Source organism: Arthrobacter sp. ZGTC131, from assembly GCF_002929275.1.
GTDB lineage: Bacteria > Actinomycetota > Actinomycetes > Actinomycetales > Micrococcaceae > Arthrobacter.
The window spans coordinates 54,569-78,143 of record NZ_PJIK01000001.1 but is presented as its reverse complement, the minus strand read 5'-3'; the positions used below and the strand labels follow the sequence as shown (position 1 = coordinate 78,143).

The following is a 23,575-nucleotide window of genomic DNA, read 5'->3' as shown; positions in this document are numbered from 1 at the left end:
CCGCCAGGCTGAGGGGTTTTTTTATTTTCCAGCGTGGCAACGTTCAGCGTCACCCAGCACCGCCCCAATTCAAGATCGACTAAGGAAGAGTCCGATGAGCAAAGGATCGCCGATCAGCCCCTCGCTGATGGCTACTAAGTCCGCTGGAGCCCCCAAGGCTCCGGAACGCGCCGACCGGACGGCTGAAACCGCCGTCGGCGTCGACACTGCTGCAACCGCCTCTCCCGTACTTGGGCCGAACAACGTCGTACCCCCGACGGTGATGACCGGCTCGCAAGCAATTGTCCGTTCGCTCGAAGAACTCGGCGTCGACGATATTTTCGGTTTGCCCGGTGGCGCGATCCTGCCCACCTATGACCCTCTGATGGCCTCCAAAATGAACCACGTTCTGGTCCGTCACGAGCAGGGAGCCGGCCACGCCGCGCAAGGCTACGCCATGGTTACCGGGCGGGTGGGCGTCTGCATCGCCACCTCGGGCCCCGGTGCCACCAACCTCGTCACGGCCATCATGGATGCGCACATGGACTCCGTTCCGCTGGTTGCCATCACCGGCCAGGTTTCCAGCGGAGTGATCGGCACCGACGCATTCCAGGAAGCCGACATCGTGGGCATCACCATGCCTATCACCAAGCATTCATTCCTGGTGACGGACCCCAACGACATCCCCCACGTCATGGCCGAGGCGTTCCACCTCGCCTCGACGGGCCGGCCGGGACCCGTCCTCGTTGATGTTGCCAAGGACGCCCAGCAGGGACAAATGACGTTCTCCTGGCCCCCGAAGATCGACCTCCCCGGCTACCGCCCGGTGGTCCGCGGCCACAACAAGCAGGTCCGCGAGGCGGCCAAGCTGATCGCCGCCGCCAGCAAGCCCGTGCTGTACGTCGGCGGCGGTGTGGTCAAGGCGCATGCCGCGGCCGAGCTCCGTGAGCTGGCAGAAATCACCGGCGCGCCCGTGGTCACTACCCTGATGGCCCGCGGCGTCTTCCCGGACTCGCACCCGCAGCACGTCGGCATGCCGGGCATGCACGGCACGGTCTCCGCCGTGACCGCGCTGCAGCAGTCGGACCTCCTCATCACCCTCGGGGCCAGGTTTGATGACCGCGTCACCGGCATCCTGAAGACCTTCGCGCCCAACGCCAAGGTGATCCACGCCGACATCGACCCCGCCGAGATCTCCAAGAACCGCACGGCGGACGTTCCGATTGTCGGGTCGGTCAAGGAAATCATTCCGGAACTGACGGAAGCCGTCCGCACGCAGTTCGCTTCCGCGGGCACTCCGGACCTCACCAGCTGGTGGGCCTTCCTGAACAACCTGAAGGAAACGTATCCGCTGGGGTGGACCGAGCCCGAGGACGGACTCAGCGCACCGCAGCGTGTCATCGAGCGCATCGGCGCACTGACAGGCCCCGAAGGCATCTACGTCGCCGGCGTGGGCCAGCACCAGATGTGGGCCGCGCAGTTCATCAAGTACGAGCGCCCGCACGCCTGGCTGAACTCCGGCGGCGCCGGCACCATGGGCTACGCTGTGCCTGCCGCCATGGGCGCCAAGGTGGGGGAGCCGGACCGCGTGGTCTGGGCCATCGACGGTGACGGCTGCTTCCAGATGACCAACCAGGAACTGGCCACCTGCGCCATCAACAACATCCCCATCAAGGTCGCCGTCATCAACAACTCCTCGCTGGGCATGGTGCGGCAGTGGCAGACGCTCTTCTACGAAGGGCGCTACTCAAACACGGACCTCAACACCGGCCACGACACCGTCCGCATCCCGGACTTCGTCAAACTGGGCGAGGCCTACGGCTGCGCCTCCTTCCGCTGCGAACGCGATGAGGACATCGACGCCACTATCCAGAAGGCCCTGGAAATCAACGACCGCCCCGTGGTCATTGACTTCGTTGTCAGCCCCAACTCCATGGTGTGGCCGATGGTGCCCGCAGGGGTCAGCAACGACCAGATCCAGGTTGCCCGCAACATGACCCCGGAATGGGAAGAGGAGGACTGATCATGAGCCGCCATACACTGTCCGTTCTGGTCGAAGACAAGCCCGGTGTGCTGACCCGAGTGGCGAGCCTTTTCGCCCGCCGGGCCTTCAACATCAATTCCCTGGCCGTTGGCCCGACCGAAGTTCCGGGCATGTCCCGGATGACCGTCGTCGTCGACGCCGACGGTGACCTGATCGAACAGGTCACCAAGCAGTTGAACAAGCTGGTCAACGTGATCAAGATTGTTGAACTGACTTCCGAATCTTCCGTACAGCGCGACCACATCCTGGTCAAGGTACGTGCGGATGCCGCAACTCGTCTGCAGGTGACCCAGGCTGCAGACCTGTTCCGCGCTTCAGTGGTCGACGTCTCCACCGACTCCGTGGTTATTGAAGCAACAGGCCATCCCGAAAAGCTCACGGCACTGCTTTCAGTGTTGGAGCCCTTCGGTATCCGCGAAATTGTGCAGTCCGGCACCTTGGCCGTTGGACGGGGATCCCGCTCCATGAGTGACCGGGCGCTGCGCTCCGCTTAGGCATTGCCCAAGCAGCACGCTCCGCCCGTAACCGCAGCACCAGAGACACCTAACTACAAAGAATCCACTCAAAGGAGACACCCAAGTGACTGAAATGTTCTACGACGACGACGCCGACCTGTCGATCATCCAGGGTCGCAAGGTGGCCATTGTCGGCTACGGCTCCCAGGGCCACGCCCACGCGCTGAACCTGCGCGATTCCGGCGTCGAGGTTGCCATCGCCCTCAAGGAAGGCTCGAAGTCGATCGCCAAGGCCGAGGAAGCAGGCTTCACGGTCAAGAACGTTGCCGACGCCGCCGAATGGGCCGACGTCATCATGATCCTGGCACCGGACCAGCACCAGCGCTCGATCTACAACGACTCCATCAAGGACAAGCTGACCCCCGGCAAGGCCCTCGCCTTCGCCCACGGCTTCAATATCCGCTTCGGCTACATCCAGGCTCCGGAGGGCGTTGACGTCATCCTGATCGCTCCGAAGGCCCCGGGCCACACGGTACGCCGCGAGTTCGAAGCCGGGCGCGGCATCCCCGACATCATTGCCGTGGAGCAGGACGCCTCCGGTTCCGCCTGGGAACTCGCCAAGTCCTACGCCAAGGCCATTGGCGGCACCCGCGCCGGTGTCATCAAGACCACCTTCACCGAAGAGACCGAAACGGACCTCTTCGGCGAGCAGTCCGTCCTGTGCGGCGGTGTCTCCCAGCTGGTCCAGTACGGCTTCGAGACCCTGACCGAGGCCGGCTACCAGCCGCAGATCGCCTACTTCGAGGTGCTCCACGAGCTGAAGCTCATCGTTGACCTCATGTGGGAAGGTGGCATTGCCAAGCAGCGCTGGAGCGTTTCCGACACCGCGGAGTACGGCGACTACGTCTCCGGCCCGCGCGTCATCACCCCCGAGGTGAAGGAAAACATGAAGGCTGTCCTCGCCGACATCCAGAACGGCGCCTTCGCCAAGCGCTTCATTGAAGACCAGGACAACGGCGGCGCCGAGTTCAAGGAACTGCGTGCCAAGGCAGAGGCGCACCCGATCGAGGCCGTTGGCCGCGAGCTGCGCTCCCTGTTCTCCTGGCAGCAGCAGGACCAGGACTACGTTGAAGGCTCTGCAGCCCGCTAAGGCTGAGGCGTCCTAGACCACCGGCTAGGGGCCATCCAGAATGCGACAGTGAGGCCGGGTTCACACTTAACAATGTGAGCCCGGCCTTTCCGTCAGCCTAGACTTAATCCATCCCCAGGACTGCAACGCAGAGGATCAGCCGTGTCAAAACCCGTAGTACTGCTCGCCGAAGAACTTTCGCCCGCCACAATCGACGCCCTCGGCCCGGACTTCGAAATCCGCCAGACCGACGGTGCCGACCGATCCCAGCTGCTCTCTGCCATTGCGGACGTGGATGCCATCCTGGTCCGCTCCGCCACCAAGGTAGACGCCGAAGCCATTGCTGCTGCCAAGAACCTGAAGGTCATCGCCCGCGCCGGCGTGGGCCTCGACAACGTTGACATCAAAGCCGCCACGCAGGCCGGGGTCATGGTGGTCAACGCCCCGACCTCGAACATCGTCTCTGCCGCCGAACTCACCGTGGGCCACATCCTGAGCCTGGCCCGCCACATCCCGCAGGCCAGCGCCGCCCTCAAGGACGGCGAATGGAAGCGCTCCAAGTACACGGGCATCGAGCTGTTCGAGAAGAAGGTCGGCATCATCGGCCTGGGCCGCATCGGCGCCCTGGTGGCTGCACGCCTCCAGGGCTTCGACACCGAAATCCTGGCCTACGATCCCTACATCACCTCCGCCCGGGCCGCGCAGCTCGGCGTCAAGCTCGTGAGCCTGGACGAGCTGCTGGCCCACTCGGACTTCGTCACCATCCACATGCCCAAGACCCCGGAAACCGTCGGGATGCTCGGCGCCGACGCGTTCACCAAGATGAAGCCCACCGCCTACGTGATCAACGTCGCCCGCGGCGGCCTCGTTGACGAGGAAGCCCTCTACACCGCCCTTCAGGACGGCCAGATCGCCGGAGCTGCCGTGGACGTCTTCGTCCAGGAGCCCAGCACGGACCTGCCGTTCTTCAAACTGGACAACGTCGTGGTGACCCCGCACCTGGGTGCCTCCACGGACGAAGCCCAGGAAAAGGCCGGTGTGTCCGTGGCAAAATCCGTCCGGCTCGCCCTGGCCGGCGAACTGGTCCCCGACGCCGTGAACGTTGCCGGTGGCGTGATCGCCCCCGACGTCCGCCCGGGCATCCCGCTGATCGAGAAGCTAGGCCGGATCTTCACCGCCCTGACGCACGCGTCCCTGACCCAGATCGACGTCGAGGTCGCCGGTGAAATCGCCGCCCTGGACGTCAAAGTCCTGGAGTTGGCGGCCCTCAAGGGGATCTTCGCCGACGTCGTCACCGAACAGGTCTCCTACGTCAACGCCCCTGTGATTGCCGAGCAGCGCGGCATCAACACCCGCCTGATCACCACCCCCGAGGCCGAGGACTACCGCAACGTCCTGACCCTGCGCGGTGCGCTCAGCGACGGCTCGCAGATCTCCGTCGCCGGCACCCTGACGGGCCCCAAGCAGGTGCAGAAGCTGGTGGGCGTCAACGGCTACGACGTCGAAATCCCCATCAGCGAACACCTCGTGGTGGTTTCCTACGCGGACCGTCCCGGCGTGATCGGCACCATCGGGCACATCCTCGGCATGAACAACATCAACATCGGCGGCATGCAGGTGGCGCGGCAGGCTGAGGGCGGCCAGGTGCTTGCGCTGCTCACCATCGACAGCTCAGTCCCGCAGCAGGTGCTTGACGCCATCAAGGCCGGCATCGGCGCTGAAATGGTGCGTGAAGTGGACCTCGAAGACTAGGGTCCTTCCCAAGGTGAACTCCACGTCGCTCGGAGTCCACCTTGGACCAGTATGATTGGCCGGTCTGCGTACAATGGCTAGGTCCGAATTTGAGGATCTCGCCGGCAGGCCGGCTAATACTTTTTGCACGCCCGCAAGGGACACCCCCCACATCCACCGGTGATCGTGGCGTGCACACGCAATCCAGGTTTCAGGGAGCTCAATGAACGCCGTCCAGAGGTTCATCAGAAGCAAAGTGCTGCTGCTGACCGCTGCCATTTTGATCGTCGCTATGTGCCTGTCCGTCCTCGTCCAGAACCAGTCGCAGGCAGCGCTGAACCGGACAGTGGACGAGAACTCGCGCGGGCTCTATGACATCCTGGTCCAGGCCAAGGCCGGGTCCGGCGGTGCCCTGATGCAGCCGGAAATCGCCAACGGCCAGGGCGGCATCAGTTTCGATCAGCTGCAGGGGATCCGGGACCTGTCCGGCACCTCGGTGGCCGCGCCCATCAGCCTGGTCTCCCGCGTCACCCAGAACCTGGAAGCCCCCCGGCTGGAAGCGATGGATTACCTCGGCTTCAACGCAGGCCTCGTCGGCACGGCGACGGCGGGACAGCCCGGCGGCACCGACCCCAGCAAGTGGCCGGCCGCGCAGTCCGTGCTGAGCGAGACCCCTAAGAAGTACCGGCTGACCGCCAGCGCCACGAGCTCTGACGGCGCGTCCGAGAAGACCCTCTTCAAGTCGACAGCCGAAGGATCACTCGGCAAGGCCCGGCTCGTGGAAGAACAGGTCGACGGCGGCAAAAGCATCCGTATTGCCGGTCCCGAGGGGGAGACGGGCATCAAGTTCCCCGAGCCTGCCGGAGGCTCCGAGCACAACCTCTTCAACCTTTCCGTGGCCCTGCCCATGGCACCGGAGGTCACGGAGTCCGTGGTCGCCGTCGACCCCGTTTCCGAGCGCGCGCTGCTCGGGACCTCCGGAGACTTCCTGGCCCCGCTGGAGAAGGCACCGCCCGCGGATGCCCGCAGCGCCGAGGCCATCGGCCGCCATTTCGAAAGCCTCTTCACCAACGGCATCGGCATGGAGGAGCTTGAGGAGGGGCCGGACTTCCTGGGCGTCAAGCTCAAGTACTGGGCGCCGCTCATGACCCAGTACCAGCAGGCGAAGCGCAGCGGTGAGCTGACCGGGGATTCCCAGGCCATTCCGCTGATCGTCCGCTCCGGTACGTCCACTGACCTGAAATACTCCGTGAAGATCGAGGAAATCGACGACTCGGGGAATGTGGTCAAGGAGATCGGGACGGCGGACCGCTCCCTGGACAAGGACTACCTCCCGTTCGTGTCCAAGTCGCCCTTCGCGCTTTCCTGGCCCGGCTCCACGGACTACTCCGAACTGCTCGGCAACTCCGCGAACTTCAGCCGCGGGCTCTACAGCCCCGCGACGTGGAGCACCAACTTCGCGTCGGCCCCCAAGTACACCGACGGCTCCACCGCGGGCAACGGCGCCACGGACAAGACCGCAACGCCCGGTGATTGGGTCACGGTCAACCGCCTTCCGGAGAAGACTGCCGGCGGGGAGCCTGTGGACCAGACCCAGCGCAACCCCGTCGATGAGCGCTCCTACCGGGAGAACCTGGAAACGGGCAAGAAGCTGGCGACGCCCCTCGCCATGGTTTACGGCACGTTCGACCCCGCCGCCGTGCAGGAAGCGGCCGGGGACGTCAACCGGCTTCCGCTGGGGGGCTACGACCCGACGCCGATGACCCTGACCAAGGACGCCGAGGGCAAGGATGTTCCGGATGCCGCACTCAAGCCTTCTTTGAGCGCCACGGGGCTTGTCAGCCAGTCCGCCGGGGCCATCACGGATTACTACGGCCTGGCGGCTGCCCGCGGATACGAGAAGAACGCGTCAGTCATTGACGCCGTGCGCGTGCGCGCCAGCGCGGCCGGCAGCTGGAAGCAGGCACAGCCGGAGGTGGAGAGGCTCGCCAACGAGATCCGGGACATGGGCCTGGAAGCCACGGTTGTGGCCGGCTCTTCACGCGAGGACGCCAACATCTTCGTTCCCGGTTACTCCAAGGACGACGCCGGCAAGGAGTCTGCGCTGGGCACAGTCCGGCAGTCGTGGGTCAGGCAGGATGCCGCCGACGCCGTGACCGGCTCGCTGACCGCGACGAACCTCACTCTTCTCTTCCTGACTCTCTGCGGCGCCGCGCTGCTCACCGGCGCATCGACCGTGAGCTATATCCGGCAACGGCGCCGCGAGGCCGGAACCCTGCGGGCCATGGGGTGGACTCAGCGGCGTATCCGCTCGTGGGTGCTGGAGGAATTCGCCGTGGGCGCGGGGCTGCTCGCCGTCGCCGGGGTCGTCCTGAGCCTGCTGAGCTGGAACCTCGCCACCGTGATTGTTTCGGCATCCGTGCTGGTCCTCTATCTGGCGGCGGCATTTGTCGCCGCCCAGATGCTGCGCCACCGCGAGAAAGTCGACCAGGAACCACAGCACGACGAGCGGCTCATCGCCGTCGATTCGCCGCTGACCTTCGCCAACCGGCAGCTGAGCACCAACCGCTTCAACGCGATTTCCCTCGCCGTGGCGGTCGGCGTGTTCGGCGCCGCTGTGGGCGGACTGGTGGCCCTGCTGATCGACATCCCGCGGGCGGCCGGGGCCAGCGCGCTCAGCGGCCTTGCCGCCGCCAGCGTGGCCCTGCCAAGCATCGTCCTGGGCCTCTCCGGAGTTGCAGTAGGGCTCGTGCTGACACTCGTGACCGGCCGCTTCGAGCTGCAGGCCAAGCGCCAGTACCTCGGAACGCTGCAGGCCATGGGATGGAACCCCGACATGCTCGGCCAGGTCCGGTTCTTCGAAAATGCCCTGGTGGGTGCGGTTGCGGTTCCGCTGGGCGTGCTCGGTGCCCTCGGCGTCGGACTGCTCCTTGCCCCCTATGCCGCGCTCTGGGCCGCCGTGGCCGGGCTCGTGGCTGTACTTTGCTGGATTCCGATTGCAACGAAAGTGGTCCAATGACTAACGACCTGAACCTTCGCCGGGAGCGCGGGAATAACGATGGCGGGGGCTCGCTCCAGACGCGCGCCAACACCCTCGTCAAGGCCGCCGATCATGCTACCCCGCTCGAGCTGAGCAGTATCACCATCCGCTACGGCGGCGGAAAAGGCGGAGCCGACGCCGTGAGCGTGGTGGAGGGCTTCGACCTGACCCTCCACGCAGGTGAGATGCACTGCGTTGCGGGCCGGAGCGGCTCAGGCAAGACCAGCATCCTGACCGTCGGCGCGGGGCTTACCCTGCCGACGTCGGGCCGGGTGCTGTGGGAGGGCGAGTCCCTCGAAAGCATGGGCGACGACGAGATCGCCGACCGGCGGCGTGCCCTGATCGGCTACGTCGACCAAGGCGGAGCACTCATCGACGGAATGAGCGCCCTCGAAAATGTCCTCCTGCCGGCCGTCCCGGACGGCGAAGTGGACCAGCGGCGCGACATGGCCAAGGACCTGCTGGATCTCGTCGGCCTCGGCCGGCGGATGCGGCACCGCCCCGCACAGTTGTCCGGCGGTGAACGGCAGCGCGTCGCGATTGCCCGCGCCCTGATCCTCGGTACGCGCGTCCTGGTGGTTGACGAGCCCACCGCGAGCCTTGACCGGGCCTCAGCCAACCGCATCATCAGCATTCTGAAGGACACGACGTCCGATGGCATTGCGGTCCTGGTTGCGTCACATGACCACGAACTGGTCCGGCTGAGCGATACCCTGACCGAACTGATCTAGATTCATCCCTCCGCACCAAAGGTAATTTCCTGCCCGTGACTTCTTCAGAAAAGCGCCCGTTCTACATCACCACGGCCATCAGCTACCCCAACGGCGTGCCGCACATCGGCCACGCCTACGAGGTCATTGCCACCGATGCCATGGCGCGGTTCAAACGGCTGGACGGCCACGATGTCTTCTTCATGACCGGCACCGATGAGCACGGGCTGAAGATGCAGCAGTCGGCGGAGAAGGAAGGCCTGACGGCCAAGGAACTGGCGGACCGGAACTCCGCAGCATTTCAACAGATGGAGCAGGACCTGGGCATCTCCCACAACCGCTTCATCCGCACCACGGATCAGGACCACTACGCCGCGTGCCAGGAAATCTGGCGCCGGATGGAAGCCAACGGCGACATCTACCTGTCCAAGTACGAGGGCTGGTACTCCGTCCGCGACGAGGCCTACTACGTCGAAGACGACACCGTGGTCAAGGAGGACGGCGCCCGGTACACCAAGGAGTCGGACACCCCCGTGACCTGGACCGCCGAGGAGAGCTACTTCTTCCGGCTGTCCGCCTACCAGGACAAGCTGCTGGCACTGTATGAGTCGCAGCCTGAATTCGGTGCCCCGCAGTCCCGCTTCAACGAGGTCATTAGCTTCGTGCGGCGCGGCCTGGAGGACCTGTCCATCAGCCGCACCACGTTCGACTGGGGTGTGCCCGTTCCCGGGGACGAAAAGCACGTCATGTACGTGTGGGTCGACGCCCTGACGAATTACCTCACCGGTGCCGGGTACCCCGACGTCGACTCGGAATCGTTCAAGAAGTACTGGCCCGCCGACGTGCACGTCATCGGCAAGGACATCTCACGCTTCCACGCCATTTACTGGCCGGCGTTCCTGATGAGCGCGGGCCTCGAGCTGCCCAAGCGGGTCATGATCCACGGCTTCCTGCAGAACAACGGCGTCAAGATGTCCAAGTCGCTGGGCAACGTCGTGGCGCCGGCCGACTTCGTGGCCCAGTACGGCCTCGACCAGGTGCGGTTCTTCTTCCTCCGCGAGGTTCCCTTCGGCGCGGACGGCAGCTATAACCACGAAGCCATTGTGGGCCGGATGAACTCCGACCTGGCCAACAACTTCGGAAACCTCGCCCAGCGTTCACTGTCCATGGTCGCGAAGAACTGCGAAGGCCGCGTTCCCGTTCCCGGAGCGTTCACGGCAGAGGACACGGCTATCCTTGCCCAGGCCAACGCTCTCCTGGATCAGGCGCGCGCCGCGTTCGACAAGCAGGAGTTCAGCCGCGCGCTCGAGGCGATCTGGGGCGTGCTGGGGGACACCAACGCCTACTTCGCCGAGCAGGCCCCCTGGGTCCTGCGGAAGACCGACGTCGAACGCATGCAGACGGTGCTGTACGTCACGCTTGAGGTGCTGCGCATCGTGGCCATCCTTGCGCAGCCGGTGATGCCGGCGGCGACTGCCGCCCTGCTGGGGACGCTGGGCCAGCCGGAGGGCGACGCCCGCCAGTTCGCCGCGATCCAGACACCCATCGTTGCGGGGACCGAACTGCCGGCGCCCGCGCCGGTGTTCCCGAAATATGAGGAGCCAGCCGACTCCTGACCGAGCCTGGCCTGCGGCGGAATTCCGCCGCTACTCAAGTATTCCCAGTTCAAACGCTCCCCGCCTCCGGTTCCGCCGGCGCGGGGGGCGTTTTTCATTTGTCCGGACCTGGCTGCAGACCACTCTCCGAGTGGTCCCGGGCCATAAGCGAGTGCCGCCGCCCGGACAAGCGAGTGGCCCGGCGCCGGAACCAAGTGCACCGCGGAAAAACAAGGCGTACAAGCTACTCGGGACTCGCGCAAAGCCGCATCCTACGCTGAAAAGGCAAGCAGACTGACAACGACTTGGGAGTCTCCATCACCCTTGATCCCACCGTTTGACGTTCGAACAGTGGTCCCTTGAAAGGCGGAAAAATCCCATGGTCTGGTCGGTTTGAACCAGAAGTATGGAGGGACACGAAATGAGACGAACTATCGCGGCGGTGGGGCTTTTGGGTCTTGGACTCCTGGGCTCCACAATTCCGGCGGGTGCGGACCCCGGCAACGGGCAGGGCGATCCCGAAAAGGTCACTGTCTGCCACCACACCGGCTCTGAGAAGAATCCAACCATTGAGCTGGAAGTCAACGAGCACGCCCCCAACGGTGGTAACGGCAATGGCGGCGAAAACAATAACGGGGGTCAGAACGGCAACGCCGGCGGCAACGGCAACGGGGGTGAAAACGGCAACGCCGGTGGCAACGGAAACGGGGGGAACGGAAACGGCGTCGGCCAGGAGGGGGAATGCTACCCAGAGGAGCCGGGTGGCGGCAACGAGGAGCCGCCGGCCGAAGAACCGGGTGGTGGCAATGAGGAGCCGCCGGCCGAGGAGCCGGGTGGCAATGAGGAGCCGTCGGCCGAGGAGCCGGGTGGCAATGAGGAGCCGCCGGCCGAGGAACCCGGTGAAGAGCCGGTTGTGAAACCGGTAATCAAGCCGGCGGTTCCGGCGGCTAAGCCGGCAGTGAAGCCGGCCGCGGCTGCCCCGGCGGCCCGGCCCGCGGCGGCAGTCAGCGTGCCCGTTGCCGTTCCCGCGGCACCGAACGTTGGCTACAACCTCGAAACATCAGTAGGCAGGACGGATGCGGAAAGTCCGGTATGGCTGGGCGCCGCAACGGGCTTGTTCATGGGCTTCTCCGTGCTGGTCCTGTGGAGAAGGAGGGAGGCCGCCAACAAGGCTGAGGGCTGAGCAGCACCATGCCTGGCGGGTGCCGCGAGTCGGAACGCGGCACCCGCACCCGCCTGTTGCTGAGCCCGTTCTTGATCCGCCAGGTTGTTCATTCAAGGAGTTCATCGCATGGCCAGTCATCGCCGTCACCGATGGCCGCGAAGCTGGCGGCTGAGGTCAAATGCCGTGAGTTCCGCCGGCACGGATGCCGCCGGTAGGCGAGGCGCCGGCCCGGATGCCGCCGAAAAGCAGGCCGCCGGAGCGCGGGGGCGGCTGCTGCAATCTGCAGACCTGATTGTGCTGGCGATCTGCGGACTCGGGCTCCTGGCGGCCTGGCTTGTGTACGGCGCCGGTTCCGGCGGCCACCACGAAAGGCCCCGCGAGGAAGCATCAGCGGTAATAACCGCAGAGCAAGGCCAAGGCCTGCCGACGCCGACGGCAACAGCGCGGGCGACTGCTGCCGGAAGCACCGCTGCTCCGGTGGCCCCGGTGGCTCCGCCGCTGCCGGCCTACGCCCCCGAGCACATTTCATATCCCGCAGCGGACTTTGACGTCGTGGTGCATCCGCTGAAGCCGAGCAGCGGAGACACGAAGAGCCAGACCATCGTGCCGCCGGAGACGATGGACGCCTACTGGCTCACACCGTTCGGCAAGCTGGGTGCAGGGTCAACCAACACCACCTATGTCATCGGCCACAGCTGGGAAGGGGTGGACGCCCCCTTCAACCACCTGAGCACCGCCGCGGCTCCAGGTCAAAAGTTCACCGTGACAACGTCCGCCGGCGTCCTGACGTACAAAGTCGATTCGGTCACCACGTACACAAAGTCGTCGCTGAAGGACAGCGCCATCTGGTCGGTCGTGCCGAACCGCCTTGTCCTGATCAGCTGTTACACCGGCGACCTGTGGGGCAAGAACGTGACGGTCGTCGCATCGCCGGATCCGCGCCGGTAGCCGGCAGGGGACCGGACCGCAGAGCCGTGTTCGAATAATGAGACGGTTTGACCAGAATGTGGATGCTTTGGCTACGCTGAAAAACATGAGCGCATCCACCATCAATCTTGCTGTCATCCCGGGCGACGGCATTGGCCCCGAGGTCATCGCAGAAGCCCTTAAGGTCCTGGAAAAGGTTGTTGCCGCCGAAGGCGTCACCCTTGAGCAGACCCACTATAAGCTGGGTGCCCAGCACTGGCTGGAGACGGGCGAAACGCTCCCCGACGCAGTCCTCGAAGACCTGAGGACCCGCGACGCCATCCTCTTCGGCGCTGTCGGTGCGGCCCCGGGGGACACCCGCATTCCCTCCGGAATCATTGAGCGCGAGATGCTCCTCAAGCTGCGCTTCAGCCTCGACCACTTCGTCAACCTGCGCCCGTCCAGGCTCTTCGGCGGCGTCGGCAGCCCGCTGGCCGACCCGGGAACCATCGATTTCATTGTGGTCCGCGAAGGAACCGAGGGCCCCTACGTCGGTAACGGCGGGACCCTGCGCGGCGGAACGCCCCACGAAGTGGCCACGGAAGTATCGCTAAACACCGCCCACGGCGTGGAGCGCGTGGTCCGGGACGCATTCCGGCGCGCCAGTGAGCGGCCCCGCAAGAAGCTGACCCTCGTCCACAAGCACAACGTGCTCGTTTACGCGGGCCACCTGTGGAAGCGCACCGTCGAAGCTGTGGCGACAGAGTTCCCGGAGGTCACGCACGACTACCTGCACATCGACGCTGCCACCATCTTCATGGTCACGGATCCCGCCCGCTTCGACGTGATCGTCACGGACAACCTCTTCGGAGACATCCTCACGGACCTCGCAGCCGCGGTGACCGGCGGCATCGGGCTGGCAGCCTCGGGCAACATCAACATGGACCGGACTGCTCCCTCCATGTTTGAGCCGGTCCACGGCTCGGCGCCGGACATCGCGGGCCAGCAGAAGGCGGATCCCACGGCTGCCATCCTCTCCGCCGCGCTCCTGCTGGAGCACCTGGGCTACTCCGCTGCGGCCAGCAGGATCCAGTCCGCGGTGGTAGCCGACGTCGAAGGCCGCACCGGCGAATCGCGGAGCACCAGCGCCATCGGCGATGCCATCGCCGCGGCCGTTTAGCCCCTGCCAACGGGCGTAAGCTTGACCTGAATCACCAATTGCTGCCGTGGTCCGACGCTGAACCACCTTCAGATACCAGGCAGCCGACCGTGGAGGAACCATGACTCAGACTGCCCATGGCGTCGAATTCACCCAGCAGCCCTCGGCAACCCCGAAGTCAGCTGAGGAGCGTGCAGCCATCCTGGCGAACCCAGGATTCGGCAACCACTTCACCGACCACACCGCGATTGTTGACTACAGTGTCGACGCCAGCGGAAACGGCGGCTGGCACAGTGCGCGGATTGAAGCCTACGGCCCCATCATGCTGGATCCGTCGGCAGCGGTCCTGCATTACGGCCAGGAGATCTTCGAGGGCCTCAAGGCCTATCGCCACGCTGACGGCTCCATCTGGACCTTCCGGCCGGAGGCCAACGCCGCGCGCATGAACAAGTCCGCCCGCCGTCTGGCCCTCCCGGAGATTCCGGCGGAGTACTTCCTCGGCGCCATCCGCGAACTTGTCACCGCGGACAAGGAATGGGTCCCGTCCGGCGACGGCGAAGCCTTGTACCTGCGACCGTTCATGATCGCCACTGAGGCGTTCCTGGGCGTGCGCGCAGCCCGTGAAGTTTCCTTCCGGGTCATCGCATCCCCGGCCGGAAACTACTTCGGCGGCGAGCTCAAGCCGGTTTCCATCTGGATCTCGCGCGAGTACGCCCGGGCAGGGCGCGGCGGCACCGGCGCTGCGAAGTGCGGCGGCAATTACGCGGCATCGCTGATCGCCCAGCAGGAAGCCGAGTCCCACGGCTGCAAGCAGGTGCTCTTCCTGGACCAGTTCAACGACAACGCGGTTGAGGAACTGGGCGGCATGAACGTCTTCTTCGTGATGAAGGACGGCTCACTCGTCACTCCGGCACTGACCGGAACCATCCTGGAGGGCGTCACCCGCTCGTCGGTCATGCAGGTGGCGAGGGACATGGGCCGCGAGGTCACCGAACGCAAGATCACGCTGGATGAGTGGCGCGAGGGCGTTGCATCCGGCGAGATCGCCGAAGTCTTCGCCTGCGGCACCGCCGCGGTGATCACCCCCATCGGCGTGCTCAAAGACGCCACCGAGTTCATCGGTTCGGAGGATGCCAAGGCGGGCGAAACCACCATGGCCATCCGGGAGCAGCTCCTGGGAATCCAGACGGGCAAGGTCGCGGACACGCACGGCTGGCTGACCCGGCTGGCCTGACAATCCCTGATAAGTATGACGCCGGGTGGCCGGCGGTGCTGCTACGGCGGCCCGCCGGCCACCCGCCGTCGTACTGGAGGAGTGCTGTCAGCGGAAATGCAAGAATAAAAGTGTGAATCCGGACACCACGCCAGCCCTAACCGCCAGTAGCACGCTGACCAGGTACCGCCTGGCCCCCAACCCGGGGCCAATGAGCCTGGACGGCACTAACTCCTACGTCATCGCGGGGGCCGGTCATGCAGCCTCTGTTGTCGTAGACCCGGGGCCTGCCGACGAGCGGCACCTTCAGGAGCTCGCCGCCGCCCGCGCGGTGGAGCTCATCCTGATCACGCACCGGCATGCTGACCACACCGCGGGGGCTGCACGGCTGCACGAAATCACCGGAGCTCCCGTCCGCGCCGCCGATCCGGCCCACTGCCTTGCGGGGGAGCCGCTGCTTCCCGGCGAGACCATCGCGGCCGGAGGGACCGAGGTCCGGGTGGTGGCCACGCCTGGGCATACCTCCGATTCCGTCTGCTTCCACCTTCCCTTCGACGGCCCCGCCGGCTCGGTGCTCACCGGCGACACGATCCTGGGCCGCGGTACCACTGTGCTGGACCATCCGGACGGCCGGCTGAGCGACTATCTGTCCTCGCTGGACCGGCTGGAGCTGCTCGGGCCTGCCACTGTCCTGCCGGCCCACGGGCCGGTCCTTCCCGCCCTCGACGCGGTGGTCCGCGCCTACCGTGACCACCGGCTGGACCGGCTTACCCAGATCAGGGCGGCGCTCTCGGACCTCGGCGGGGACGCTGGCGTGACTGAGGTCACCAACGCTGTCTATTCCGACGTCGATCCCTCAGTCCGGCGCGCAGCCGAGAATTCCGTTGCTGCCCAGCTGGCATACCTGCGCATCCTTCGTGACCGGACCTGAGACGGTGCGGCAGGGCAGCCGGGCCGAGACTGTAGGCTGGGAACCATGCGTATTGCCCGGTTTGTAGTCGATTCTGATCCCCTCTACGGCATTGTTGAAGGCCAGCCCGGCAGTGAGGAAATCACTGTCATCAACGGCGACCCCTTCTTCAACGGTGTGGAGCGAACGCACATCCGCCACAAGCTGGAGGATGTCCGCCTGCTGGCGCCGATCATTCCCCGCAGCAAAGTGATCGGAGTGGGGCGGAACTTCGTCGAGCATGCCCGCGAACTGGGCAACGACGTGCCGCAGCAGCCGCTCCTGTTCCTGAAGCCGAACACCTCGGTGGTGGGCCCCAACGATCCCATCGTGCTGCCGGAGTTTTCCGACGAGGTCTCCTACGAGGCAGAGCTCTGCGTCGTCATCGGCCGCATCTGCAAGGACGTTCCCGAGGAACGCGTGGACGATGTCATTTTCGGCTACACCTGCGGCAACGACCTCACTGCCCGCGACGTCCAGAAAACCGACCTGCAATGGGCCCGCGCCAAGGGCTTCGACACCTCCGCCCCGCTGGGCCCATGGATCGAAACCGAACTGGACCCCGAGGACCTGTCCATCAAGGGCTGGCTCAACGGGGAGCTCCGCCAGGACGGCAGCACCAACCAGATGATCCGCGGTGTCCGGGAACTCGTCTCCATCGTCTCAAGCGCCTTCACACTCCTGCCCGGCGACGTCATCATGACGGGAACGCCGGCCGGTGTGGACCTGGTGCAGGCCGGGGACCGGTACGAGGTCGAGATCGAGGGCATCGGCCGCCTGTCGAACCCGGTGGTCCGCCGCTGACCATCGCGAGTATTCCGGACAGCCGCCACGTGGGATCCATGTAGCGGCTGTCCTGTTTCGCAGCCGGGTTCGGCCGCCAGCCCGGCATGACGCACGCGGTAAAGTTGGTGTCACTATGACTACTCCCTCTGCGCCCAACCCCGCCTCCAGCTCCGCCCCCCTTGAAATGAGCCGCGAAGTCACCGCCGAAACCCCGGTGCGTGTCAGGTTTTGCCCCTCGCCGACCGGTACCCCGCACGTCGGCCTGATCCGCACGGCCCTCTTCAACTGGGCCCATGCTCGGCACACCAACGGCACTTTCGTCTTCCGCATCGAGGACACGGATGCTGCCCGCGACTCGGAGGAAAGCTACCAGCAGCTGCTGGAGGCCCTGAAATGGCTCGGAATCACCTGGGAAGAGGGCGTGGAGGTTGGCGGGCCGCACGAACCGTACCGCCAGTCGCAGCGCCTGGACCTCTATAAGGACGTGGTCATCAAGCTGATCGACGCCGGCTACGCCTACGAGGCCTACTCCACACCGGAGGAAGTCGAGGCACGCCACCGCGCCGCCGGCCGGGACCCCAAGCTGGGCTATGACAACTTCGACCGGGATCTCTCGGCAGAACAGATTGCCGCGTTCAGGGCCGAGGGCCGCGAGCCGGTACTCCGCGTGCGGATGCCGGACGAGGACGTCACGTTCACGGACATGGTCCGCGGTGACATCACGTTCAAGGCCGGCAGCATTCCTGACTACGTCATTGTCCGTGCCGACGGGTCTCCGCTGTACACCCTGGTCAACCCCGTCGACGATGCGCTCATGGGCATCACGCACGTCCTCCGCGGCGAGGACCTGCTCTCCTCCACACCCCGCCAGGTGGTGCTGATCCGCGCGCTGATGGAGATCGGTGTGGCCAGCTACATGCCCGTCTTCGGTCACCTGCCTTACGTCATGGGCGAGGGGAACAAGAAGCTCTCCAAGCGCGACCCGCAGTCCAACCTCTTCCTGCTCCGCGACCGTGGCTTCATCCCCGAAGGCCTGCTGAACTACCTCTCCCTGCTGGGCTGGAGCCTGTCTGCCGACGAGGACATCTTCACGGTGGAGCAGCTCATCGAGCATTTTGACGTCAACGACGTCCTCGCCAACCCGGCCCGCTTCGACATCAAGAAGGCCGAGGCCATCAACGGCACGCACATCCGGATGCTTGAACCGGAAGATTTCCGGGCACGCCTCGTCCCGTACCTGCGCACCGCAGGATTCGTGGGCGAGACCCTCACCGCACGGCAGGAAGAGATCCTCGCCGAGGCAGCGCCGCTGATCCAGGAGCGCATCTCCCTGCTGGGCGAGGCTCCGGAGATGCTCGCCTTCCTGTTCAAGAGCGACGACGCCATCGACATCGCCGATGACGCACGCAAGGGCCTGCCCGCGAACCTGGCCGAGGTTCTGGACGCGGCCCTGGCCGCCCTCGAGCCCATCGAGGACTGGAACGCGGAGAACATCCAGACCGCCCTCAAGCAGGCGCTCGTTGAGGATCTTGGCATCAAGCCGCGGCTCGCGTTCGGACCCGTCCGCACCGCGATCTCTGGCCGCCGGATCTCCCCGCCGCTGTTTGAATCCATGGTGATCCTGGGCAAGGAATCGTCCATGGCGCGCCTGCGCGCCTTCCGCGGCTGATGACCCGTCCGGCCGCGGAAACCGCCGGCGCCGTCCACCGCCGGCCGCCCGGTGCCGTCAACGGCGTCCTGTTCGACATCGACGACACCCTGGTGGACCTTGCCTACGCCATGACCACGGCGCTGCGCGATGTCAGCGAACACCTCCTGCCCCGCCTGGACCAGGCGGGGTGGGAGAAGTTCGGCAGGATTTTCACGCACGAAACCACTCACTACTACGACCGCTACCTCGCCGGCGAACTGACCTTCAACGAGCAGCGACTTCTCCGCGGCCGGGCGGCGCTGGGCCACTTCGGCGTCGAACTGGGCGAAGGCGACGAAGCCCGGCACTGGCTCAGTTCGTACTCGCGCCTCCAGCCCAGCTACGTCAGGGCGTTCGAGGATGTTGTGCCGCTCTTGGACGCACTGGACTCGGCCGGCATTCCCTACGGGGCCGTGAGCAACAACGTCCACGACTACCAGCGAGTCAAGCTGGACAGTGCCGGACTGGAACGCATCGGCATCCTCGTGGGGACGGACACCGTGGGGGTGCCAAAGCCCGACCCCGCCATCTACCTGGAGGGTGTCCGGCTTCTTGGCAGTACCGCGGACACGACGCTTTACGTGGGGGACAACCGGCTGCTCGACGCCGAAGGCTCGACGGCGGCAGGCCTGCTGGGCGTCTGGCTGAACCGAAACGGCGAGCCGGACCCGGGTTTTGGAGGACGCGAGATCGGTTCCCTGCTGGAGCTGCAGGGGTGGGTGGCGCAGCCAGAGTAACGCGCGCCTTAGGTGGCCGAGCCGGCGCCGCGGCCGGGCTTGAGCGCATAGAACACCAGCGGCGCCACGAGGAGCAGCGGAAATTGTGATGCAGCTAACAGCGGGCACTGCTCGCAGATCGGACCGCAGCGAGGCGGGGGAGAAGGCGCTTGCTCGATGGAAAGCCGGCAAGCAGTTCCTCGAGAACCGCGGATTTACAAGAGTTTTCCTCGAATCGGGGCAGAGTGGGCGGTCAAATCTGCCCCGGTGGCCGGGACGCCAGCGGGCCGCCGGGGCCGATTTGTGCGACGCAAAAGTCTCGGGTAAAGTAATTACTCGTGCTGAGGCGCTGAGAGCGAAGGTTTGGACCTTTTCGACCGGCCCGAAAGTTCCATTGGGATATGGTGTAATTGGCAACACTACGGTTTCTGGTACCGTCATTCTAGGTTCGAGTCCTGGTATCCCAGCTCTGAAAATCCGCGGAACTCCGCTGATTATCGGGAGTTTCAAGTCAAGCTTTTCGATTTGAAACACGTGCTGAGTGTGTGAAACAATCACTTAGCTTGACCGGCTGAATTGCCGGTTGGAAGTACGCGGCCCCATCGTATAGCGGCCTAGTACGCCGCCCTCTCACGGCGGTAACGCGGGTTCGAATCCCGCTGGGGTCACCAATAAACCGGCTCCGGGCATCTGCCCGGGGCCGGTTTTTCTTTGTTCGACCGGCACGGCCTGCCTGAACCGCAGCAGATCGTGAACTGGCATGATGTTGCTGTGACCACCTCCAACGAGCCCCAGCCAGCAAACGGCCAGAAGCCAGAGGCGCAGTCCGCTGCCGCCGTCGCCCTCCTGGAGTCCGTTCGCCGGGATCTGTCCTCAGCTGCGCTGCCGCTGGAGCTTCCCGGCGTCGAGCGGGCCCGGCTCGACATCCGCAACTGCGTGGCGCAACTCGATGACTATATCCTTCCGCGGTACCGCAGCCTGGACGCTCCGCTGCTGGCCGTCGTCGGCGGCTCCACCGGGGCCGGCAAATCAACTCTCGTGAACGCGCTCGTAGGCCACCCCGTGACGCGGGCAGGAGCTATCCGGCCCACCACACGCCAGCCCATTCTGCTGCATCATCCCGCGGATGCCGCCTGGTTCGAGGACCAACGCGTCCTGCCGAGCCTTAGCCGGATCCGGGGGACTGTGGTTGGGGCCCCTGTGCCGGCCAACCAAGCCGGGCCCGCTCCCGACGCGGCGCCGATTTCTTCGCTGGTGCTGGTGGGGGATCCGGCCGTGCCGGAAGGGATCGCCCTGCTCGATGCACCGGACGTCGACTCCATCTCCGATGACAACCGGAAGCTCGCCGGCCAGCTCCTGGCGGCCGCCGATCTCTGGGTCTTTGTCACCACCGCCAACCGCTATGCGGACGCCGTTCCCTGGAAGCTGCTGCTCGACGCGGCATCGCGGGACATCATGGTGGCGGTCGTGCTCGACAGGGTCCCGCCCGCGGCGGAAGCTGAGGTGAGTGAAGACCTCCGTGCCATGCTGGCACGGGAAGGCCTTGGTGACGCAGGCCTCTTCGTCATTCCGGAGGTGGCCCTTGACAGGCTTGGCATGCTGCCGGCCGAGGCCACGCAGGCCCTTGGAACGTGGCTGCGGAACCTTGCCGCGGACGCCGCGGGGAGGGCGGACATCGCCCGGCGAACGCTCAACGGAACAGTCAAGGCGCTGAGCCACAGAGTCGAGCTCGTGGCCGACGCGTCGGAGGAGCAAAGGCGGGCCGCCGGGCTCCTCGGTGAGGATGCGCGGAGCGCCTACCTAGACGCCGTGGCCAGGATCCTCGATGCCACCAAGGACGGCGCCCTTTTGCGCGGCGAGGTGTTGGCCCGCTGGCAGGACTTCGTCGGGACCGGGGAATTCTTCCGGAGCCTGGAGCAGAACATCGGCCGCTTTCGGGACCGCGTCGGCGCCTTCTTCCGCGGCGAACCGACGCCGGCAATCCGGGTGGAAACGGCCATTGAAACGGGATTGCAGGCGGTTATCGTCGATGAAGCCGCGAACGCGGCGGAGGATGCGGACCAGCGCTGGCGCTCGGACCCCGCGGGCCGCCAGCTCCTGGGAACCGACGACCTTTCAGGAACCAGCCCCGGGTTTGACGATGCTGTGGCCGCGGAAATCCGCGCCTGGCAGGGAAGCCTCATGGAGCTCATCAGGACAGAGGGGCAGGGCAAGCGGGCGCAGGCCCGGTGGTTGTCCTTCGGCGTCAACGGACTCGGCGCCGCACTCATGATCGTGGTGTTCTCCATGACTGCCGGCCTCACAGGTCTGGAGATCGGAGTGGCAGGAGGCACCGCCGTCGTCGGCCAGAAGCTGCTGGAGGCGGTTTTCGGCGAAGACGCCGTGCGGCGCCTTGCGCGGACCGCGCGTGAAGACCTGCACATCCGATGCCAGAATCTGCTGCAGGCTGAGCAGCGGCGCTTCCTGGACCGGCTGGACCCGGACACGGGCGCCGGAGCCGAAGTCCTCACTGGACACGCCCTGGCGCTGAAGAAGCTGGCGGGCGCCGCATGAGCCGCCACGGCGGGGCCGGGGAAGCATCCCGGCTGCAGCGCCGCCTCGAGGCGCTCAATGACGCCCGCGAGCTTGCCGACGGTGTCCTGCCGGACAGCACCCTGGACGAGGTCCTCAAGGTGCTAGAGCGGGCCAGTTCGCGGCGGTCCCTGTCCGCCGACCACACCGTGGTGGGGTTTTTCGGTGCCACCGGAAGCGGCAAATCCACCCTCTTCAATGCGGTCAACGGAGCTGAAATCGCGACGGCGGCCGCCCGCCGGCCCACCACGTCCGAACCATTGGCGAGTGTCTGGGGAGCGGACGGCAGCGAAGCGCTGCTGGACTGGCTGGACGTGCGCCAGCGCCATCATGCCGGCGCCGTAGACGGTTTCGCCGACGAATCCAGCGGCCTCATCCTCCTGGACCTGCCCGATTTTGATTCGACGCGGGCCGCCAACCGCGAAACCGTGCAGCGCCTTGTGGGCATGGTGGACGTCTTGGTGTGGGTGCTGGATCCGCAGAAGTATGCTGACGCCGCCGTCCATAACGACTTCCTGGCGCCGCTGGCAACCCACGGCGCCGTGACGCTGGTGGTCCTCAACCAGATCGACCGGCTCCCCGAAGCCGACCTGCATCCTGTCATGGAGTCGCTCAAGGGAATCCTGGCCCGGGACGGACTCGGCAAGGTGCGCGTTTTGGCGGCCTCGGCGCTGACCGGAGCGGGAGTGGACAAGGTCCGGGCAGCCATCCGCCAGGTGGTTGCACAGCGGGAGGCTTCCGCGCTGCGGCTGTCGGCCGATGTATCGCAGGCGGCCGGGCGGCTGCTGGACGCCTCCGGGCGCGGTGAGCCCGCAGGGGTGAAGAACGGAACCGCGGCGCGGCTCGCGGAAGAGCTCTCCCGTGCGGCCAACGTGCCGCTGGTGGTTGATGCCGTGGCGGGGTCCTACAAGCATGAGTCCACCCGGCGCACGGGCTGGCCCGTCACCAGATGGCTGATTCGCTTCCGGCCGGACCCGCTTCGCAGGCTCAATCTGCGCAGCGTTTCGAATGCCGACGTCAACCGGACCTCACTGCCTCCCGCCGGGGCGCCGGAGCGGGCCCGGACGGATGCCGCGGTGCGGGACTTCGCCGATGCAGCCAGCGACGGAGCTCCGGGCCCGTGGCGGGCGTCCATCCGCGGCGCAGCCCGTGAGGGCAGGGAGCAGCTTCCGGACGCCTTGGACCAGGCCATTGCCGGTACCGACCTGAAGGCCGGGCAGAAATCCTGGTGGTGGGCGGTTTTCAACGTGGTCCAGTGGCTCGCGCTGCTCACCGCCGTGGGCGGGCTGGGATGGCTGGGCGTGCTGGCCGTCCTCGGCTACCTGCAGCTTCCGGTTCCGGAGGTGCCTCGCGTGGAAGGCTGGCCGATCCCCACGCTCATGATTGCGGGGGGAGCGGCGCTGGGCATTTTCCTCGCAATCACCGCTAAGTTCATCACGGGGGCGGCAGCCCGCATACGGGCCGCGGGCGCGAGGAGGCGGCTCAAGTCCGCCGTCGCGGCAGTCGCCGGGCAGCTGGTGGTGGAGCCCGTGGAGGTGGAAATCAGCCGCCTGAAATCCTTCAACGCCGCGGTGAAGGCCGCGGCGGCTGCCTAGAAGTGGCTCGTTATTGCCGTAGCCAGACAATGACCGCTTAGAGCACTGCGCCGGCGCGGCAGCGGCCAACAAGCGGCCTCAGGTCGCGCAACTCAGCGGACCGCGTCTCCGTTCGTTGTCACTTCGTCGACAGCACCGCGCA

Annotated in this window: 17 protein-coding genes and 2 tRNA genes; all 19 read left to right on the top strand. The window is 65.9% G+C overall.

Features of this window, described 5'->3' with window-relative positions; all coding sequences use genetic code 11:
* Window positions 1-94: 94 nt before the first annotated feature.
* The 19 genes from CXQ90_RS00370 to CXQ90_RS00280 all read left to right on the top strand — a co-directional run bounded on the left by CXQ90_RS00370 (window position 95) and on the right by CXQ90_RS00280 (window position 23,433).
* Window positions 95-2,002: an acetolactate synthase large subunit gene (locus tag CXQ90_RS00370; RefSeq protein ID WP_104136117.1), complete on the top strand. Its 1,908-nt coding sequence runs from the start codon at window positions 95-97 to the stop codon at window positions 2,000-2,002.
* 2 nt (window positions 2,003-2,004) lie between these two features.
* Window positions 2,005-2,517 (top strand): acetolactate synthase small subunit, encoded by a 513-nt coding sequence (gene ilvN, locus CXQ90_RS00365; protein ID WP_055796055.1) that lies wholly within the window; start codon window positions 2,005-2,007, stop codon window positions 2,515-2,517.
* Window positions 2,518-2,602: 85 nt separating this feature from the next.
* Window positions 2,603-3,628, top strand: coding sequence for a ketol-acid reductoisomerase (ilvC, locus tag CXQ90_RS00360; RefSeq protein WP_078026640.1), 1,026 nt, complete (start codon window positions 2,603-2,605; stop codon window positions 3,626-3,628).
* 141 nt (window positions 3,629-3,769) lie between these two features.
* Entirely contained in the window at window positions 3,770-5,359 is a 1,590-nt protein-coding gene (serA, locus tag CXQ90_RS00355; RefSeq protein ID WP_104136115.1) for a phosphoglycerate dehydrogenase, read from the top strand.
* Window positions 5,360-5,561: 202 nt separating this feature from the next.
* Complete coding sequence (locus tag CXQ90_RS00350; RefSeq protein WP_104136113.1) at window positions 5,562-8,357, top strand: ABC transporter permease; 2,796 nt, start codon at window positions 5,562-5,564, stop codon at window positions 8,355-8,357.
* Entirely contained in the window at window positions 8,354-9,109 is a 756-nt protein-coding gene (locus tag CXQ90_RS00345; RefSeq protein WP_104136112.1) for an ABC transporter ATP-binding protein, read from the top strand. The genes CXQ90_RS00350 and CXQ90_RS00345 overlap by 4 nt, the downstream gene beginning before the upstream one ends.
* Before the next feature lie 35 nt (window positions 9,110-9,144).
* The gene (gene metG, locus CXQ90_RS00340) at window positions 9,145-10,704 is read left to right on the top strand and encodes a methionine--tRNA ligase (RefSeq protein ID WP_104136110.1); all 1,560 of its coding nucleotides are present in this window, start codon (window positions 9,145-9,147) and stop codon (window positions 10,702-10,704) included.
* Between the two features lie 400 nt (window positions 10,705-11,104).
* Window positions 11,105-11,866, top strand: coding sequence for a hypothetical protein (locus tag CXQ90_RS22245; protein WP_181038380.1), 762 nt, complete (start codon window positions 11,105-11,107; stop codon window positions 11,864-11,866).
* Window positions 11,867-12,031: 165 nt separating this feature from the next.
* Window positions 12,032-12,796 carry a class F sortase gene (locus CXQ90_RS00330; RefSeq protein WP_258064240.1) on the top strand — a complete coding sequence of 255 codons (765 nt, stop codon included), beginning with the start codon at window positions 12,032-12,034 and terminating at the stop codon, window positions 12,794-12,796.
* An 85-nt stretch (window positions 12,797-12,881) separates the two neighbouring features.
* Entirely contained in the window at window positions 12,882-13,934 is a 1,053-nt protein-coding gene (locus CXQ90_RS00325) for a 3-isopropylmalate dehydrogenase (RefSeq protein ID WP_104136107.1), read from the top strand.
* A 100-nt stretch (window positions 13,935-14,034) separates the two neighbouring features.
* Entirely contained in the window at window positions 14,035-15,147 is a 1,113-nt protein-coding gene (locus CXQ90_RS00320; RefSeq protein ID WP_104136106.1) for a branched-chain amino acid aminotransferase, read from the top strand.
* A 112-nt stretch (window positions 15,148-15,259) separates the two neighbouring features.
* Complete coding sequence (locus CXQ90_RS00315) at window positions 15,260-16,057, top strand: MBL fold metallo-hydrolase (protein ID WP_104136104.1); 798 nt, start codon at window positions 15,260-15,262, stop codon at window positions 16,055-16,057.
* 45 nt (window positions 16,058-16,102) lie between these two features.
* Window positions 16,103-16,879 (top strand): fumarylacetoacetate hydrolase family protein, encoded by a 777-nt coding sequence (locus CXQ90_RS00310; protein WP_104136103.1) that lies wholly within the window; start codon window positions 16,103-16,105, stop codon window positions 16,877-16,879.
* Between the two features lie 115 nt (window positions 16,880-16,994).
* Window positions 16,995-18,530, top strand: coding sequence for a glutamate--tRNA ligase (gltX, locus tag CXQ90_RS00305; RefSeq protein ID WP_104136101.1), 1,536 nt, complete (start codon window positions 16,995-16,997; stop codon window positions 18,528-18,530).
* On the top strand, window positions 18,530-19,288 hold the full coding sequence (locus CXQ90_RS00300; protein ID WP_104136100.1) for an HAD family hydrolase: 759 nt from the start codon (window positions 18,530-18,532) through the stop codon (window positions 19,286-19,288). The genes gltX and CXQ90_RS00300 overlap by 1 nt, the downstream gene beginning before the upstream one ends.
* A 374-nt stretch (window positions 19,289-19,662) precedes the next feature.
* Window positions 19,663-19,734 (top strand) — tRNA-Gln (locus tag CXQ90_RS00295).
* 128 nt (window positions 19,735-19,862) lie between these two features.
* Window positions 19,863-19,938 (top strand) — tRNA-Glu (locus CXQ90_RS00290).
* Window positions 19,939-20,038: 100 nt separating this feature from the next.
* Window positions 20,039-21,820 carry a dynamin family protein gene (locus tag CXQ90_RS00285; protein WP_104136833.1) on the top strand — a complete coding sequence of 594 codons (1,782 nt, stop codon included), beginning with the start codon at window positions 20,039-20,041 and terminating at the stop codon, window positions 21,818-21,820.
* Window positions 21,817-23,433 carry a GTPase gene (locus CXQ90_RS00280; RefSeq protein WP_104136098.1) on the top strand — a complete coding sequence of 539 codons (1,617 nt, stop codon included), beginning with the start codon at window positions 21,817-21,819 and terminating at the stop codon, window positions 23,431-23,433. The genes CXQ90_RS00285 and CXQ90_RS00280 overlap by 4 nt, the downstream gene beginning before the upstream one ends.
* Window positions 23,434-23,575 lie beyond the last annotated feature (142 nt).

Bases quoted from the DNA above. Each gene is read 5' to 3' on its own strand.
- CXQ90_RS00370 (WP_104136117.1), top strand. From the start codon at position 95: ATGAGCAAAGGATCGCCGATCAGCCCCTCGCTGATGGCTACTAAGTCC.
- ilvN (WP_055796055.1), top strand. From the start codon at position 2,005: ATGAGCCGCCATACACTGTCCGTTCTGGTCGAAGACAAGCCCGGTGTG.
- CXQ90_RS00350 (WP_104136113.1), top strand. From the start codon at position 5,562: ATGAACGCCGTCCAGAGGTTCATCAGAAGCAAAGTGCTGCTGCTGACC.
- CXQ90_RS00345 (WP_104136112.1), top strand. From the start codon at position 8,354: ATGACTAACGACCTGAACCTTCGCCGGGAGCGCGGGAATAACGATGGC.
- CXQ90_RS22245 (WP_181038380.1), top strand. From the start codon at position 11,105: ATGAGACGAACTATCGCGGCGGTGGGGCTTTTGGGTCTTGGACTCCTG.
- CXQ90_RS00325 (WP_104136107.1), top strand. From the start codon at position 12,882: ATGAGCGCATCCACCATCAATCTTGCTGTCATCCCGGGCGACGGCATT.
- CXQ90_RS00320 (WP_104136106.1), top strand. From the start codon at position 14,035: ATGACTCAGACTGCCCATGGCGTCGAATTCACCCAGCAGCCCTCGGCA.
- CXQ90_RS00310 (WP_104136103.1), top strand. From the start codon at position 16,103: ATGCGTATTGCCCGGTTTGTAGTCGATTCTGATCCCCTCTACGGCATT.
- gltX (WP_104136101.1), top strand. From the start codon at position 16,995: ATGACTACTCCCTCTGCGCCCAACCCCGCCTCCAGCTCCGCCCCCCTT.
- CXQ90_RS00300 (WP_104136100.1), top strand. From the start codon at position 18,530: ATGACCCGTCCGGCCGCGGAAACCGCCGGCGCCGTCCACCGCCGGCCG.
- CXQ90_RS00280 (WP_104136098.1), top strand. From the start codon at position 21,817: ATGAGCCGCCACGGCGGGGCCGGGGAAGCATCCCGGCTGCAGCGCCGC.